The 14,894-nt window shown below is 41.3% G+C and carries 10 protein-coding genes and 1 tRNA gene; 5 read left to right on the forward strand and 6 right to left on the reverse strand.

The genetic code is table 11. The features are described from left to right. Nucleotides 1-23: 23 nt before the first annotated feature. Both JIG37_RS21105 and JIG37_RS21110 read right to left on the reverse strand, forming a co-directional pair. A complete protein-coding gene (locus JIG37_RS21105; protein ID WP_194442909.1) occupies nucleotides 24-2,195 on the reverse strand; it encodes a GGDEF domain-containing phosphodiesterase in 2,172 nt (723 codons plus the stop codon). A 754-nt stretch (nucleotides 2,196-2,949) separates the two neighbouring features. Then, nucleotides 2,950-3,034: transfer RNA gene (locus JIG37_RS21110), tRNA-Leu, on the reverse strand. A 421-nt stretch (nucleotides 3,035-3,455) separates the two neighbouring features. Between JIG37_RS21110 and JIG37_RS21115 the strand changes: the two genes are divergently transcribed. Then, the gene (locus JIG37_RS21115; protein WP_054552635.1) at nucleotides 3,456-3,956 is read left to right on the forward strand and encodes an RDD family protein; all 501 of its coding nucleotides are present in this window, start codon (nucleotides 3,456-3,458) and stop codon (nucleotides 3,954-3,956) included. 63 nt (nucleotides 3,957-4,019) lie between these two features. Here the strand turns inward: JIG37_RS21115 and lptG are convergent, their stop codons facing one another. Together lptG and lptF are read right to left on the reverse strand one after the other, a co-directional pair. Continuing rightward, a complete protein-coding gene (lptG, locus tag JIG37_RS21120) occupies nucleotides 4,020-5,087 on the reverse strand; it encodes an LPS export ABC transporter permease LptG (RefSeq protein WP_054552636.1) in 1,068 nt (355 codons plus the stop codon). Next, nucleotides 5,084-6,196 (reverse strand): LPS export ABC transporter permease LptF, encoded by a 1,113-nt coding sequence (lptF, locus tag JIG37_RS21125; RefSeq protein WP_054552637.1) that lies wholly within the window; start codon nucleotides 6,194-6,196, stop codon nucleotides 5,084-5,086. The genes lptG and lptF overlap by 4 nt, the downstream gene beginning before the upstream one ends. A 322-nt stretch (nucleotides 6,197-6,518) precedes the next feature. Between lptF and pepA the strand changes: the two genes are divergently transcribed. The 3 genes from pepA (at nucleotide 6,519) to JIG37_RS21140 (ending at nucleotide 11,485) form a co-directional block, all read left to right on the forward strand. Further along, nucleotides 6,519-8,033: a leucyl aminopeptidase gene (gene pepA / locus JIG37_RS21130; RefSeq protein ID WP_194441901.1), complete on the forward strand. Its 1,515-nt coding sequence runs from the start codon at nucleotides 6,519-6,521 to the stop codon at nucleotides 8,031-8,033. 126 nt (nucleotides 8,034-8,159) lie between these two features. Further along, on the forward strand, nucleotides 8,160-8,606 hold the full coding sequence (locus JIG37_RS21135) for a DNA polymerase III subunit chi (protein WP_054552639.1): 447 nt from the start codon (nucleotides 8,160-8,162) through the stop codon (nucleotides 8,604-8,606). 23 nt (nucleotides 8,607-8,629) lie between these two features. Continuing rightward, nucleotides 8,630-11,485, forward strand: coding sequence for a valine--tRNA ligase (locus JIG37_RS21140; RefSeq protein WP_138616286.1), 2,856 nt, complete (start codon nucleotides 8,630-8,632; stop codon nucleotides 11,483-11,485). Between the two features lie 110 nt (nucleotides 11,486-11,595). Here the strand turns inward: JIG37_RS21140 and JIG37_RS21145 are convergent, their stop codons facing one another. Further along, nucleotides 11,596-12,873 carry an outer membrane protein transport protein gene (locus JIG37_RS21145; RefSeq protein ID WP_054552641.1) on the reverse strand — a complete coding sequence of 426 codons (1,278 nt, stop codon included), beginning with the start codon at nucleotides 12,871-12,873 and terminating at the stop codon, nucleotides 11,596-11,598. A gap of 336 nt (nucleotides 12,874-13,209) precedes the next feature. Between JIG37_RS21145 and JIG37_RS22790 the strand changes: the two genes are divergently transcribed. Continuing rightward, nucleotides 13,210-13,533: a hypothetical protein gene (locus tag JIG37_RS22790; protein WP_054552642.1), complete on the forward strand. Its 324-nt coding sequence runs from the start codon at nucleotides 13,210-13,212 to the stop codon at nucleotides 13,531-13,533. Here JIG37_RS22790 and JIG37_RS21150 read toward each other — a convergent pair. After that, the gene (locus JIG37_RS21150; protein ID WP_138598897.1) at nucleotides 13,493-14,710 is read right to left on the reverse strand and encodes an HD-GYP domain-containing protein; all 1,218 of its coding nucleotides are present in this window, start codon (nucleotides 14,708-14,710) and stop codon (nucleotides 13,493-13,495) included. The genes JIG37_RS22790 and JIG37_RS21150 overlap by 41 nt on opposite strands. Nucleotides 14,711-14,894 lie beyond the last annotated feature (184 nt).

Here is a 14,894-nt window from a genome sequence, read left to right on the forward strand (position 1 = left end):
TACCAAAATCATACCGTAAATATCTACTGCTCTCGAGAAAATTGCGTTAAAAATGGTATTACATCATTTGCTGGTAATGGCTTAGAAAAGTAATAGCCTTGGATATAATCGCAGCCTGCTTCGGTAAGCACCGCCAATTGCTCGCGCTCTTCAACCCCTTCAGCAACGACCTTAATACCCAATACTCGACTCATTTGGATAATCGATTTAACCAGCGCTTCGTCACCTAAATCAACATGAACTTCATCTATGAAAGACTTATCAAGCTTGAGTACATCAACAGGGAAGCGGCGTAAATAACTAAGAGATGAATAACCGGTACCAAAATCATCCAATGAAATTAAGCAACCCGCCTCTTTTAATTGAGTAAGCACATCGAGATGGTTAGTATTTTCAGGAGCTAAAACACTTTCAGTTAATTCAAAAGAGATTTGTGACGGCTTAACCCCTTGATTGTTGATAATTTCAAGCCATGCATTACGCTCAGGATTAAACTCAGTAAACTCAAATAAAGACCGATTTACGTTAAAAACAACATCGTTATAACCTTGCAGCTCTAACGCTTTTATTTGCTGACAAGTTTTAACCAACACCAGCTCACCAAGTGGAATAATTACTCGAGACTCTTCTGCTAACGGAATAAACTCCGCAGGTGATACCCATTGCCCTTGATTATTCCAACGCACTAAACTCTCGAATTTAGCAACCGTGTTATTTTCTATATCGATAATAGGTTGAAAATAAACTTCAATTTCGTCGTTTTTCACTGCCAAAGTTAGCTGATCTATAAGCAAGTTTTGTGTTTTTATTTTGTTATCCATTTCAGTGCAGAAAAATAAATACTCCGTACCAGCTTGCTTTGCATTGAGAGTTGCAAGCTCAGCTTGTCTTATCAAGCGGCGTGCTATTTTTTCGATTTTATGTTCAGAGGATGAAATATAACGTTGCTCAAAACAGCTGATCCCAAGAGTTACATATACTTGCTGGCTAATACCACCAATTGAAAAAGGCTCAACCAACAATGCTGTAATTTGCTTACAAACATGTTCTAGCTCACTAATATGTTGATAGGTTTGTAAAATAGCAAAGCTATCACCATCTATTCGTGAAAAGGCTGATTCTTTAAAACAGCTTTCAAGTCGCTCAGCTAGTTTACATAAAACTTTGTCACCAAATGTTAGGCCATATACCGTATTAATATTCTGAAATTTATCAACATCAAAATAAATTACTGCCAAGTTTGTACCTACTTCATCTTGATATGCAAGAGACGAAATTAAAGTACACAAGTACTCTTTAAAGTAAAAACGATTAGTTAACCCTGTAAGTTGGTCGTGGTTAGCGTGAAAATAAATTTTTCGCTCAGCTTCTTTTTTCTCGGTAATATCTAAAATAAACGCCACATAGCAATCCTCAGCATTATTTTGCATTTTGGTTATTGATAAAAATTGCGTATATAGCTTACCTTGCTTAGTTTTATTGGTAATTTCACCAGACCATTTGCCTTCAGTATTAATCTGATGCCACATAGCTTTATAAAAATGTGGATCATACTGGTTTGAACTTAAAATTTTAGGGTTTTCCCCTAAGACTTCGTCCAGCGAATAGCCCGTCATTTTAGTGAAGGCAGTATTTGCATAGGTAATTTCTACATTGTGGTCGCAGATAAAAATAGCTTCGTGGCTTTGTTCTATTAACTGATTAGAAAAATCTAGCTTAGCAATGAAACGGTCTTTTTCAATTTCACGCTGGATTAAACCTGTAAATAACGAAAAGAAAGATTCGATTGATAACGCATCACTTATCTCATGCTGAAAAAGCGCTACCAGAATGGTATTTGTCTTGCCAGAAATGCTTTGTAATGGCACACCCACATAAGCTTCAATATCCATATCAACAAGCAATTGATCATTAGGGAATAGCTGCTGAACACCTGAGTTGTAACTTGAAACACTGCCACAGCTGACATCATTGCATGGTGTACAGCGAATATCGTAGCTGATGTTTTCAACTATTTCGTCATGCGCAACTAAAGCGATGGTTGTCGCATATAAAGTTGACTCATCGACTTGAGCCAAAAAAACATGCGAAGCACCCAGCACTTCTGATAAAGATAGGCATATTGCATTATAAAAGTTCTCACTTTTAAGATTTGAAATACTTTCAACAATACGCTTTAAATCGTATGTACCCATGTTATGCCACCCAACCGTTTTTTCCGCTAAGAGTCTGACTTAACCTGAACTAAAGACGGTAAATTCTATTATATTAAGCACTTAAACACCATGGTACTCTAGTCGAAAGCGGTTAACTTTCAAACAAATAAGCATACATTTTTCATGGTTATTTCAAAAGTAAGCATAGTTTGAAGTTTACAGGTTATAAATAGAACAAAAGTTATTTTAATCTGGGGTGAATTAGTACTTAGATTTGAGTTATAGGTCTTAGGCTCTGGGTGCTAGGCAAAATACCCCCTTGGGGCTGAGGGTGGTTTCAAAACCCAACAACCGCACCGCTCGGCTAAAAACTGACAGCTGATGGCTGGTAGCTTTTTCAGACATAAAAAAACCCTAACCAATTGGCTAGGGTTCAAAAGTGGTACCAGTAGGCGGACTATTACTTGCTTCAGTGCCATGCCTCGCGTGGCGATCAAGTCCGCTAACTACTTTTTTCAGGCATAAAAAAACCCTAACCATTTGGCTAGGGTTCAAAAGTGGTACCAGTAGGCGGACTTTTACTTGCTTCAGTGCCACGTCCCGCGTGGCGCTCAAGTCCGGTGACTACTTTTTCAGACATAAAAAAACCCTAACCAATTGGCTAGGGTTCAAAAGTGGTACCAGTAGGCGGACTATTACTTGCTTCAGTGCCATGCCTTGCGTGGCGCTCAAGTCCGCTAACTACTTTTTTCAGGCATAAAAAAACCCTAACCAATTGGCTAGGGTTCAAAAGTGGTACCAGTAGGCGGACTTGAACCGCCACGCCCGAAGGCAACGGATTTTGAATCCGTCATGTCTACCAATTCCATCATACTGGCTTCATTTTTCTTTAACCTTCTAAACACGAGAAGATAAAGAAAAACCACTTTAGAGCGAAAGCTTTTTTTACTGCTTTTGTCTCTATGCCAAGCATTATACAAAGAATGGGTAAGGCAGCAAGCGTTTTGTGCGGCGTCACTGATCAACCGAACAATAATTAAACAAGTTGTTAACTTTAGAGTTTGTCAGTGCCCACTACCCTACTAGTTTTATAGGTATTGAAATTTTTAAAGCTTGGATGATTAAAGGTATGGTGGGTTTCGCTTTAATAAATAGTGATGTTTGCATACTCATTTTGATTATGTAATTAAGGTTAGCAAAGCCAGTTCAGTTCCCAGCATACTAAACAGCCGTTAAGTATTTCTTGTTTGCGAAGGACTTTGCTAAACTATTGCGCAATTTAATTGGATGAGATTGTTTATGTCAGCTGAGTTTCCACGTGCCGGTTTCTGGCGCCGCTTTGCCTCTTTAATTTACGATACCTTGGTTATCATTGCCTTTGCGATGCTGACAACAGTACTCTATTTATTAGCTATTCAAGGGCTTATTTCTTTAGAGTTACTTAGCATTGGTGACGCCGAAGATGTCTCTGCTTTCATTCAAAATTCACCCTTACTATACGGTATCCGTAGCGCATTATTAGTAATAGTGAGTATCAGTTTCTTTAGTTACTTTTGGGCTAAAAGCGGTCAAACAATTGGTATGCGCGCGTGGCGTTTGAAGGTGCAAACCCTCGATGGCCATTTAATTAGCTGGCATCAAGGTGCACTTAGAGCCATTACTGCACTATTAGGTTTAGGTAACTTAGTGGTGTTGGTCGATTTTAAAAATAAGCGTGCCTTACAAGATTACATCGCAAAAACTGAAGTGATCACTTTAACTAAAGAAGAAAACAAACGTATTTATCGCTCACTTGATTAAAGGCAAATCAAGTATAAAAAAAGCGTGGTTCAAACCACGCTTTTTTATGATTTAAAACGAATTTTACACCCGTTTATTCAACAGGTATGTTGCAAACCCAATAAACAACAGACTTGGTAATACAGCACCAACCACTGCAGGTATTTGGTAAACCATTACCACAGGACCAAATATCTCATTGGTTAAGTGGAAAGTAATACCGGTTATAACACCCATGATGATACGTGCGCCCATGGTTACTGTGCGAAGTGGTCCGAATATAAACGACAGAGCAACTAATAGCATAACGGCGATAGATACTGGCTGCATGATTTTGCGCCATAGCGCCAACTCATAGGTGCTAGTATCTTGTTCATTTTGCTGTAAATAACCTAAATAAGACCAAAGCCCAGTAAACGACAACGATTCGGGCTTAACTGATACAACACCTAATTTTTCAGCAGTCAGTTGCGAGTCGTAGAACTCTTCTTTGTACTGCTCAGTCGTGATCTGCTCTGGCGTGATCATGACTTTATTTACATCACGAAGTAACCAGCCATCTTTACGATTTAATGCTTCTTCTGCCTTGGTAATTTGCGTAAGTTGCAACGATTTATCAAAGTGATACATATGCACGCCACGTAAAGTACCTTGCTGATCGACATCTTCAATATTAATAAAGTTACTACCATCTTTCGCCCACACACCTTGCTTAGCATTAAATACATCACCACCATAAATCGCTTGGTTACGTATTTCTTTTGCTTTGAGCTGTGCTTCTGGGGCGCCCCATTCACCTAGCGCCATCATACAAATAGCCATAAACATCGCGGTTTTCATGACTGATACAATAATTTGCAAACGTGACATACCCGCCGCTTGCATAACAACCAACTCACTATTTGATGCCAATGCGCCTAGACCTGTTAAGCCACCAATCAATGCTGCCATTGGGAAGAAGATAACTAAATCACCTGGCATGCTATACAGGGTGTAAATCAACGCTGTTGCAATATCGTAGCTACCACGGCCAACTGATTTTAACTGCTCAATAAACTTAATGAGGGTACTGATACCTACCAGCACCATTAACGCAAAACCGGTTGTTTGAATTATGCTGCGACCTAAATACCAGTCGAGTGTTTTCATCATGCGCTTAACTCCCGCTTAGTCACAACTGCCTTTAACCATGCGCCGAGCGGACGACCTTTAATAATCAAGAAACCACCAATAAACAAGGCTGATAAATGGATCCACCATAAGCCAATTGAAGGCGGTATTTTTCCATCTTCAACAGCAAACTTAGCGGCATTCAACAAAATGAAATACCCTAAATACAAGCTAATTGCGGGCACTAATTTAGCGAATTTACCTTGGCGCGGATTCACCACACTCAGAGGCACCGCGAGTAAAGTTAATAATGGAATTGAAAGTGGAATAGCTAAACGCCACTGCCACTGTGCAATGGCTTCAGAGGTTTTCATTTTCAATAAATCAAGGGTTGGAATTGCTTCTAACTTACGGCGCTGGTGCTCGATTTCTTGATCTTGAATTTGTACACTGTAACCATCGAACTCAGTTAAGTTCAAAGCAGCAGACTCGCCGTCTGTTTCGTAACGCTTACCATCATTAAGAACAAGTTGCTGTTCACCGTTATCTTGTTCAATCACCACACCACGCTCTGCATACACTAAACGGGCTAAGTCACCTTTTTCACGATCAGGTAACTGCGCAACAAATACCTTGTGTAGCTCTTTACCACTGTTTTCAATGTTGTGAATAAAAACGACCGCTTTTTCGTTACCTGTTTGCTGGAAACGCCCAGCACGTAATGCCGATAAGCCAGCATCGGCTTTTGCTTGTTCTTTTAATTGATATTCTTGCTCACTGGCCCATGGTGCGACATAAAGAGTTAGGGCACCAGCTAAAATAGCCATGGCAGTACTTGAGATAAGCGTTACCCGAACTACGTACCACTCACTGACACCGCAGGCTCTGAAAACTGTCATTTCGCTGTCAGCATAAATGCGACTGTACGCCAAAATAATACCCAAGAAGATACTCAAAGGCAGGATAAGTGAAGCAAGTTGAGGAAGTTTTAGCGCAATCATCGAAAGCACAAGTTTAGCTGGAAGACCCCCTTCAGAGGCGTCTCCTAAAATAACAACAAACTTTTGAGACACAAAAATAGTCATCAAAGTTAAAAATACGGCGACCTGCGACTTGAAGACTTCAGTGGTCAAATAACGAAAAATTAGCAATGCTCGCCCCTGTTAAACATCGAGTTTCACTGGAATAGTAAGGATTTTTGAGTAAACTAGTTATTTTACTCACTTTATTATATGTCATCAGTGTCAAATATCATACCTAGCAAGCGCATATAATCTTGCATTAATGGTACAGATGACATCTATTATGTGATATTGATATTCACATTAAGATAAAGTTCAAAAACACATAAATAGAGTCATGGTTTATGTACTAAGATTAGTGCTACTAAACTAAAAAATGTAAGAAAAGACTCGAAAAAGAAATTCTTACCCTTATAAATTAAGGTTATACGACTCAATATCAGGAGCAACAATGGAATTTAGCGTAAAAAGTGGTAGTCCAGAAAAGCAACGTAGCGCATGTATTGTAGTAGGCGTTTATGAGCCACGTCGTTTATCCCCCATTGGTGAACAATTAGATAAAATCAGTGACGGTTATATCTCAAACTTATTGCGCCGCGGCGATCTTGAAGGTAAGCCTGGCCAAGTATTATTATTACATCATGTACCTAATGTACTAAGCGAACGAGTATTATTGGTAGGTTGCGGCAAAGAGCGCGAGCTTGATGACAAACAATACAAACAAATTATCTCAAAAACGATAAACACACTTAACGAAACAGGTTCAATGGAAGCGGTATGCTTTTTAACTGAGCAACATGTTAAGAGTCGTGACACTTATTGGAAAGTACGCCAAGCAGTTGAAACAACTCAGGACTGCTTATACACCTTCAATCAACTGAAGAGCAAAAAAAGCGACCCTCGTCGTCCTTTACGTAAAATTGTTTTCAACGTACCAACGCGTCGTGAGTTAACCATTGGCGAAAGTGCAATTGAGCATGGCTTAGCCATCGCTGCAGGTAGCAAGTTATGTAAAGACGTTGCCAATATGCCGCCAAATATCTGTAATCCTGCGTATTTAGGTGAGCAAGCGCAAGAAATCGCTGATAACTTCGATAATGTGACTGTTGATATTATCGGTGAACAAAAAATGGCAGAGCTTGGCATGAATTCATACCTGGCGGTTGGCCGTGGTAGTGCTAATGAATCGGTTATGTCGGTGATCAACTATCAAGGTGGCGACAAAGACCAAGCGCCAATCGTGTTAGTCGGTAAAGGCTTAACTTTCGACTCAGGCGGTATTTCAATCAAGCCAGGCGAAGCCATGGATGAAATGAAATACGACATGGGTGGTGCAGCGGGTGTTATTGGTACTATGCGCGCACTTGTGCAAATGCAATTACCAATTAACGTTGTCGGTGTTTTAGCGGGTTGTGAAAACATGCCTGGCTCAAACGCTTATCGCCCAGGTGATATCTTAACAACCATGTCGGGGCAAACAGTTGAAGTGTTAAACACCGATGCTGAAGGCCGTTTAGTACTGTGTGATGCACTAACCTATGTTGAGCGCTTTGAACCAGATACCGTTGTTGATGTAGCAACACTAACAGGTGCGTGTATTATCGCGCTGGGTTCGCATGCCACAGGTTTACTATCAAACCACAACCCTCTTGCTCATGACCTACTAAAAGCATCTGAGCAAAGTGGCGACCGTGCATGGCAATTACCTTTATGGGATGACTATCAAGAGCAACTTGAAAGCCCATTCGCTGATTTCACCAACTTAGGTGGTCGTGCAGCAGGTACGATTACAGCGGCATGCTTCTTATCTAAATTCACCAAAAAATATAACTGGGCGCATTTAGATATTGCAGGTACAGCATGGCGCAGCGGCGGTAAAAACAAAGGCGCAACCGGTCGTCCGGTGCCTATGTTGACTCAGTATTTGCTAAACCGCGCAGGCGTGAGTGAAGCAAGTCACGATTAAGCCTTACCGCAAGCTTAAAACTAACCCTAAATAAGGCGCCAAATGGCGCCTTATTAATTGAAGCAATTCGCGTTCTATGTCAAAATCCCTGCTTTGATCTGTGTATCTGTGGGGACGAAAGTCACTATGAATATGAACGCACAATTTTACGTTCTAAAACAAGATGATAGTGCCCACCAAGCGGCTGGCGCTGTTTTCGATCTGGCAGCTAAAATTGCTGCGGATCAGTATCGTCTAGGTCATCGCGTATTTATTTACGCTGATAACACCGACACGGCCCACACAATCGACGACATCATTTGGTCATTTGAACCAGATAGTTTTGTACCACACAACTTACAAGGTGAAGGCCCTAAAGGTGGCGCTCCGGTTGAAATTGGTATGACTCCACCTGTCGGCAACAGAAAAATATTAATCAACCTAGCTGAACACCTACCGGATTTTATTCGCCGTTTTCAGCAGGTTTATGATTTCGTACCCGTTGAGCCAAATGCTAAGCAAGCCGCCCGTGAGCGGTTTAAAAAGCTTCGCCAACTGGGCGCCCATATTGCAACGCAAGAAATTGACATTTAAGCATTTATTTAAGGTTCTGTGTAATGGATAAAACCTATAATCCGCAAGATATTGAACAGTCTTTATACCAAGGCTGGGAAGAAAATGGCTACTTTAAACCGTCTGGCCAAGGTGACGCATACTCAATTATGATCCCGCCACCAAACGTCACGGGTAGCTTACACATGGGCCACGCGTTCCAAGATACCATCATGGATACGCTAACGCGTTTAAAGCGTATGCAAGGCAACAACACATTATGGCAAGTAGGTACTGACCACGCGGGTATCGCAACACAAATGCTTGTTGAGCGTAAGCTTGCTGCTGAAGAAGGTAAAACTCGTCACGACCTAGGCCGTGAAGCATTCATCGATAAAATCTGGGAATGGAAAAACCACTCTGGCGGCACGATCACTAAACAATTACGTCGTTTAGGCGCCTCTGTAGATTGGGACCGTGAGCGTTTCACTATGGACGAAGGCCTTTCTGAAGCGGTAAAAGAAGTATTCGTACGTCTTCACAAAGAAGATTTAATCTACCGTGGTAAGCGCCTAGTTAACTGGGATCCTAAACTTCACACGGCTATTTCTGATCTTGAAGTTGAAAACAAAGACAAACAAGGTCACATGTGGAACCTACGTTACCCTCTTGCTGATGGCGTAAAAACCAAAGATGGTAAAGACTACATCATTGTTGCGACAACACGTCCTGAAACAATGCTAGGTGATACGGGTGTTGCTGTTAACCCTGATGATGAGCGCTACCAAGATCTGATCGGTAAAGACATTTTACTGCCTATCGTAAACCGCCGTATTCCAATTGTTGCCGATGAACATGCAGACATGGAAAAAGGCACAGGTTGTGTGAAAATCACGCCTGCCCACGACTTTAACGATAACGAAGTAGGTAAACGTCACCAACTACCAATGATCAACATCTTCAATAAAGATGCAGCGGTATTAAGCGAAGGCGAAAGCTACACATTCGACGGTAAAGAGCTTGAATTAGATGCGCCAATTCCTGAGCGCCTACATGGCCTTGACCGCTTTGATGCACGTAAAGCGATTGTGAGCGAATTTGAAGAACTTGGTCTATTAGAAAAAATCGAAGATCACAGCTTAACTGTACCTTACGGTGACCGTTCTGGCGTAGTGATTGAGCCTCTTCTTACTGATCAGTGGTACGTGCGCGTAGCACCTCTAGCAGAGCCTGCAAAAGAAGCAGTTAAAAATGGCGATATTAAGTTCGTACCTCAACAATACGAGAACATGTACTTCTCGTGGATGAACGACGTACAAGATTGGTGTATTTCACGTCAGCTTTGGTGGGGTCACCGCATCCCAGCTTGGTACGACAACGAAGGCAACGTATACGTTGGTCGTGACGAAGCTGAAGTACGCCGCGACAACAACCTTGCTGATGATGTTGCACTTAAGCAAGACGAAGACGTTTTAGATACCTGGTTCTCATCTGCGCTTTGGACTTTCTCAACGCAAGGCTGGCCGGCAAACACTGATGATTTAAAAACGTTCCACCCGTCTGACGTATTGGTAACAGGTTTCGACATCATCTTCTTCTGGGTTGCGCGTATGATCATGATGACCATGCACTTCATCAAAGATGAAGACGGCAAGCCACAAGTACCCTTTAAAACCGTTTACGTAACAGGCCTTATCCGTGATGAAAACGGCGATAAGATGTCTAAGTCGAAAGGTAACGTACTTGATCCTATCGACATGATTGACGGTATCGACCTTGAAAGCCTAGTTGAAAAGCGCACTGGTAACATGATGCAGCCACAACTAGCGAAGAAGATTGAGAAAAACACTCGTAAAACATTCGAAAACGGTATCGAAGCACACGGTACAGACGCACTGCGTTTTACCCTTGCGGCAATGGCTTCAACGGGCCGTGACATCAACTGGGATATGAACCGCCTTGAAGGTTACCGTAACTTCTGTAACAAGCTATGGAACGCGAGCCGTTACGTATTAATGAACACTGAAGAGCAAGACTGTGGTTTCGCTACAGATGCTGAGAAACAGTACTCACTTGCTGATCGTTGGATTTTAGGTCAATTTGAAGCAACGGTTAAAACCTATACTGAGCATCTAGAAAACTATCGTTTTGACCTAGCAGCAAACACCATTTATGAGTTCACTTGGAACCAATTCTGTGACTGGTACCTAGAACTGACTAAACCTGTACTGTTTAAAGGTAACGAAGCACAACAACGTGGTACTCGTCATACCTTAATCACGGTATTAGAAAGCCTACTTCGCTTAATGCACCCGTTAATGCCATACATCACAGAAACGATTTGGCAACGTGTTGCACCACTTGCAGGTATCGAAACTGCGGGCACTAGCATCATGGTTCAAGGGTTCCCTGTATATAATGAAGCAAATGTTGATAGCCAAGCGATGGACGACCTTGAGTGGGTTAAACAATTCATTCTTGCTATTCGTAACATCCGTGGTGAAATGGATATCAGCCCAAGCAAACCATTATCGGTATTGCTTGCGAATGCGTCTGACGAAGACAAGCGCCGCTTAACGGATAACGAAGCATTCTTAGCGTCGCTTGCTAAGCTTGAAGAGTTCACGCTTCTTGATAACAAAGACGATGCACCAGCGTGTGCAACATCGTATGTTGGTAACCTTGAGATCATGATCCCAATGGCTGGCCTAATCGATGTTGAAGCTGAATTAGCTCGTATTGCGAAGCAGCTTGAAAAAGCAGAAAAAGGCTTAGCACAGGTTCAAAACAAGTTAGCTAACGAGAAGTTCGTAAATAATGCGCCAGAGGCTGTACTTGCTAAAGAGCATGCTAAGCTGGCTGAGTTTACCGATGCGAAAGACAAACTATTAGCGCAAAAAGCGAAAATCGAAAGTCTATAACAGCATATATCAAGCGCGATTTATTCGCGCTTACAAAAAAGCCGCGCTATAACAATGTTATAGCGCGGCTTTTTAATGCTCTGTAGCAGCGACTTTACGTCGCGTTACAATTAAAATTTGTAGTTGTACTGAGCACCTACTAGAACTGCGTGACCTTTTGATTCATAGTCCCATGAAACATCTTGGCCAACTGATGCAGCTAGGCTGTCTTTTTCAGAGAAGTTTTGTGTTTTACCACGAAGAATACTTACACCTAGGTCAATATTTGAGTTTTCGCTGAATGCGTAGTTGCCACCAAATGAGAACCAGAAACGATCTGTATCAGGGATAGAGATTGAAAGGTGAGATTGGTCTGCTGGCGACTCATCGTATGCAATACCTGCACGAAGTAAAAGAGCGTCGCTGTACTGGTAGTCAGTACCGATAGAGTAACGCATTGAATCAGAGAAGTTCTCTTCTTTAGAGAATACAGGTGCTTCTTGACTAGGCGTATAAGCTTCTAATTTTTGGAAGCTATCCCAGCCAGTCCATAAAATGCTGTAGTGCACGCCAAGCTTCTTATCTATTTGGTGTGAACCAGAGAACTCAGCAATGGCTGGTAAGGTTAATTTTAACTCACCCGGAACTTTAGTACCCGCTAAACCGCCAACAGCAGCTGGTAGTTGGTTTGAGTACTCACCTTCAAAGTCGATATCTGTTTCGCTGCGGTAGTTAAAACCAAAACGGTTGTTTTCGTCTAACTGATACATAGCACCAATGTTCCAACCAAAGCCGTAGTCGTCACCTTCAAGGTGAGCGATTTGCGTGCTCGCTGGTAAACCTAATGGGTTTGCACCTGCATTACGCACCACTTTCGCATCAGCATAAACATAGTTTAAACCAAGGCCTAGGCTGAACTGTTCGTTGATTTTGTATGAAGCACTTGCATTCATGTTAACAGTCACGATTTCAGTTTCGCCTGCGATAGAGCCTGCTGCGTAATCGTCTTTAAATTCAGTTGAAAGACCAAAGTTTGAAAAAGCACCAAAGCCTAAAGATACTTTGTCGTTTAATGGCATAGTGAAGTAACCAGCAGGAATAAATGCTGATGGCGCGATGCTATCGTCATCGATAGAGCTTTCATCTAAGCCGTATGCAGCACTTTCACCTTCTAAGCTAACATCTGGAATTACAGCAATACCTGCCACTGAGATTTGCTTGTCTTTAAATAAAGACATAAGTGCAGGGTTACGAGCAACAACTGAGGCATCGTCAGCAACGGCTGCTTCACCAGCGTATGCACGGCCTAAACCTGAAACGTTTTGCTCTGCTAATTGGAAAGCTGCAGCAAAGCTGTCAGCAGAAACAACAGCAAGTGATGCTGCAATTAGTGTTTTTGTGAACTTCATAAATCTGTGTCCTCTTGCAAACTTGTGCGAAAACTAATCCAACAATGAGGGCAACCTATTAGTTAAGCATAAAAGATTAGCACTGTATGTTGGCATTAGATGTTTTATTCTAATGATTATAAACTTTCGAACATTACCTTAATTAAGATCAAAAAACTGTAATTTTTCGTTAGAAATAGGTAAAAAACCCGCATTTTAACAACAAGATAACAACTTATTAAAACTCATCAGATCTCTGATTACAAACCAAACAAACGATATTAATTATCATTTGCATTGACTTATCGCATTTGTAGCTTTAGACTAAAAATAAAAGTTTCTCAGTTGAGTTTGAGTATGGAAATCGCCTTTATTATTGTGGCACTAATGTTATGCGGTGTGAGCGTTCATTATTTTTGTAAAGCAAATTATTGTGCATGTACTAAAGCAGGTGATTGCGACAACCCAGTCAATCACTATTGGTTAGGCGCTATGTTTAGCTCAGTTTTGTCTCTTTTATTGTGTTGCGTAGCCTTACATGTCGAAAAAGGGACGCTATTGTGGTTAGTTTTAATGATAAGTTGTTTTAGTGGGGCATTTATTTCAGCTAAACGCAGCGCCAAAAAACGCTGTGTTAAGTCTAAACAAGCAGATGCTCTTTTAACAAACGAGCCAAATTAAGCTGATAATCTAAGGGTTTAATACTGGCAATAATTTTTAGTTCTTTTTCCACGTTCAAATCGACATCTTTCGCCGTCACGTGGTGCTTATGTTTAGCATTATAAAATACTTTTACTTTTGGTTTGATTGGATTCTCGTGATTCCCTTCCATTACTAACGCTAAACGATCATTATTTAACTTAACAATAGTACCGACAGGGTGTACACCTAGACATTTAATAAAGCGCTGCACTAATTCAGAATCAAACATTTGTTTGTTCGCAAGTAAATAACGAAGCGCTGAGATTGGCTCTTCACCCATTTGATGAGGCCTATCTGCCGTCATAGCATCATAAACATCAGCAATTGCCATCATTCTTGCAGGGCGGCTAAGCTTTTCAGCGGTAATACCGCGTGGATAACCTGTACCATCTAAACGTTCATGATGATTTACTATCATATCAAGCATTAGTGGAGTAATGCCCTTCTCGCCTTTCACTAAACCTAAACTCTGCGCCACATGTTTTTTAACGACTTGCATTTCGTTATCATTCAATGCGCTTGGCTTAGATAAAACACCTTGCGGCATTTTAGCTTGGCCAATATCATGCAGCAAAGCTCCCATCGCCAGTTCTTTGATCGTCTTTTCTTTATAGCCTAAATACTTAGCAAACACACTCACCAAAATCGCAGTGTTGATCATGTGACGCCAGTTATAAATATGTTTATCTTTGAGACGAGTTAAAATAGTTAATGCATTGTGATTTCGAAAAACGGAGCCGACTATATCAACAGCAATGTCGTCAAGCACTGCCATATTCATTTTTAGTCCAGCTGTAATATCGGAATATAAACTTTGTAGCTTACGACTATGCTGCTCATAGTGAACACTAGCTTTTAGAAACTCTTGTTGAACCGTGATCCCTTGCGGCTCTTCATTAGCAGCAGGTTTTTGTTCAACCTTCGGTTTAGCCGGTTCAGGCTTTGGTTGGTATTTTTTAGGGAGTGCAACATCGCTTTGTGTAAAGTCGATGAGTAGCTCTTCAACCCCCTCAGAGATCAGGCGCTGAATAATTGTTTTATCACGCACTAAACCACGTGTTTTGATCTTAATACTATTTACATGCTCTTGTTGCTTACTGACACTGTCAACAAACATCCCTGGAACAAGTTCGGCAATGGGTAAGGTAATAAGCATAGGTAAGCTTAGCGCATATAAACATCGAGTTTTTTATTATCGCTAATTGATTACAAATGTCTATAGATTGAATAACGAATACGAAATAGGTATTAGTCGGAAGGGTAAACTAACGAGTCAAGCAACTCGCTAGATTGTGGTAGTTCAGTCTAAGAGCTGACGGCAGATAGCTGACAGCTCTCTA

It is taken from the genome of Pseudoalteromonas sp. bablab_jr010, assembly GCF_016464105.1.
GTDB lineage: Bacteria > Pseudomonadota > Gammaproteobacteria > Enterobacterales > Alteromonadaceae > Pseudoalteromonas > Pseudoalteromonas simplex.

Bases quoted from the DNA above. Each gene is read 5' to 3' on its own strand.
- JIG37_RS21105 (WP_194442909.1), bottom strand. From the start codon at position 2,195: ATGGGTACATACGATTTAAAGCGTATTGTTGAAAGTATTTCAAATCTT.
- pepA (WP_194441901.1), top strand. From the start codon at position 6,519: ATGGAATTTAGCGTAAAAAGTGGTAGTCCAGAAAAGCAACGTAGCGCA.
- JIG37_RS21145 (WP_054552641.1), bottom strand. From the start codon at position 12,873: ATGAAGTTCACAAAAACACTAATTGCAGCATCACTTGCTGTTGTTTCT.
- JIG37_RS22790 (WP_054552642.1), top strand. From the start codon at position 13,210: ATGGAAATCGCCTTTATTATTGTGGCACTAATGTTATGCGGTGTGAGC.
- JIG37_RS21140 (WP_138616286.1), top strand. From the start codon at position 8,630: ATGGATAAAACCTATAATCCGCAAGATATTGAACAGTCTTTATACCAA.
- JIG37_RS21135 (WP_054552639.1), top strand. From the start codon at position 8,160: ATGAATATGAACGCACAATTTTACGTTCTAAAACAAGATGATAGTGCC.
- lptG (WP_054552636.1), bottom strand. From the start codon at position 5,087: ATGATGAAAACACTCGACTGGTATTTAGGTCGCAGCATAATTCAAACA.
- JIG37_RS21150 (WP_138598897.1), bottom strand. From the start codon at position 14,710: ATGCTTATTACCTTACCCATTGCCGAACTTGTTCCAGGGATGTTTGTT.
- JIG37_RS21115 (WP_054552635.1), top strand. From the start codon at position 3,456: ATGTCAGCTGAGTTTCCACGTGCCGGTTTCTGGCGCCGCTTTGCCTCT.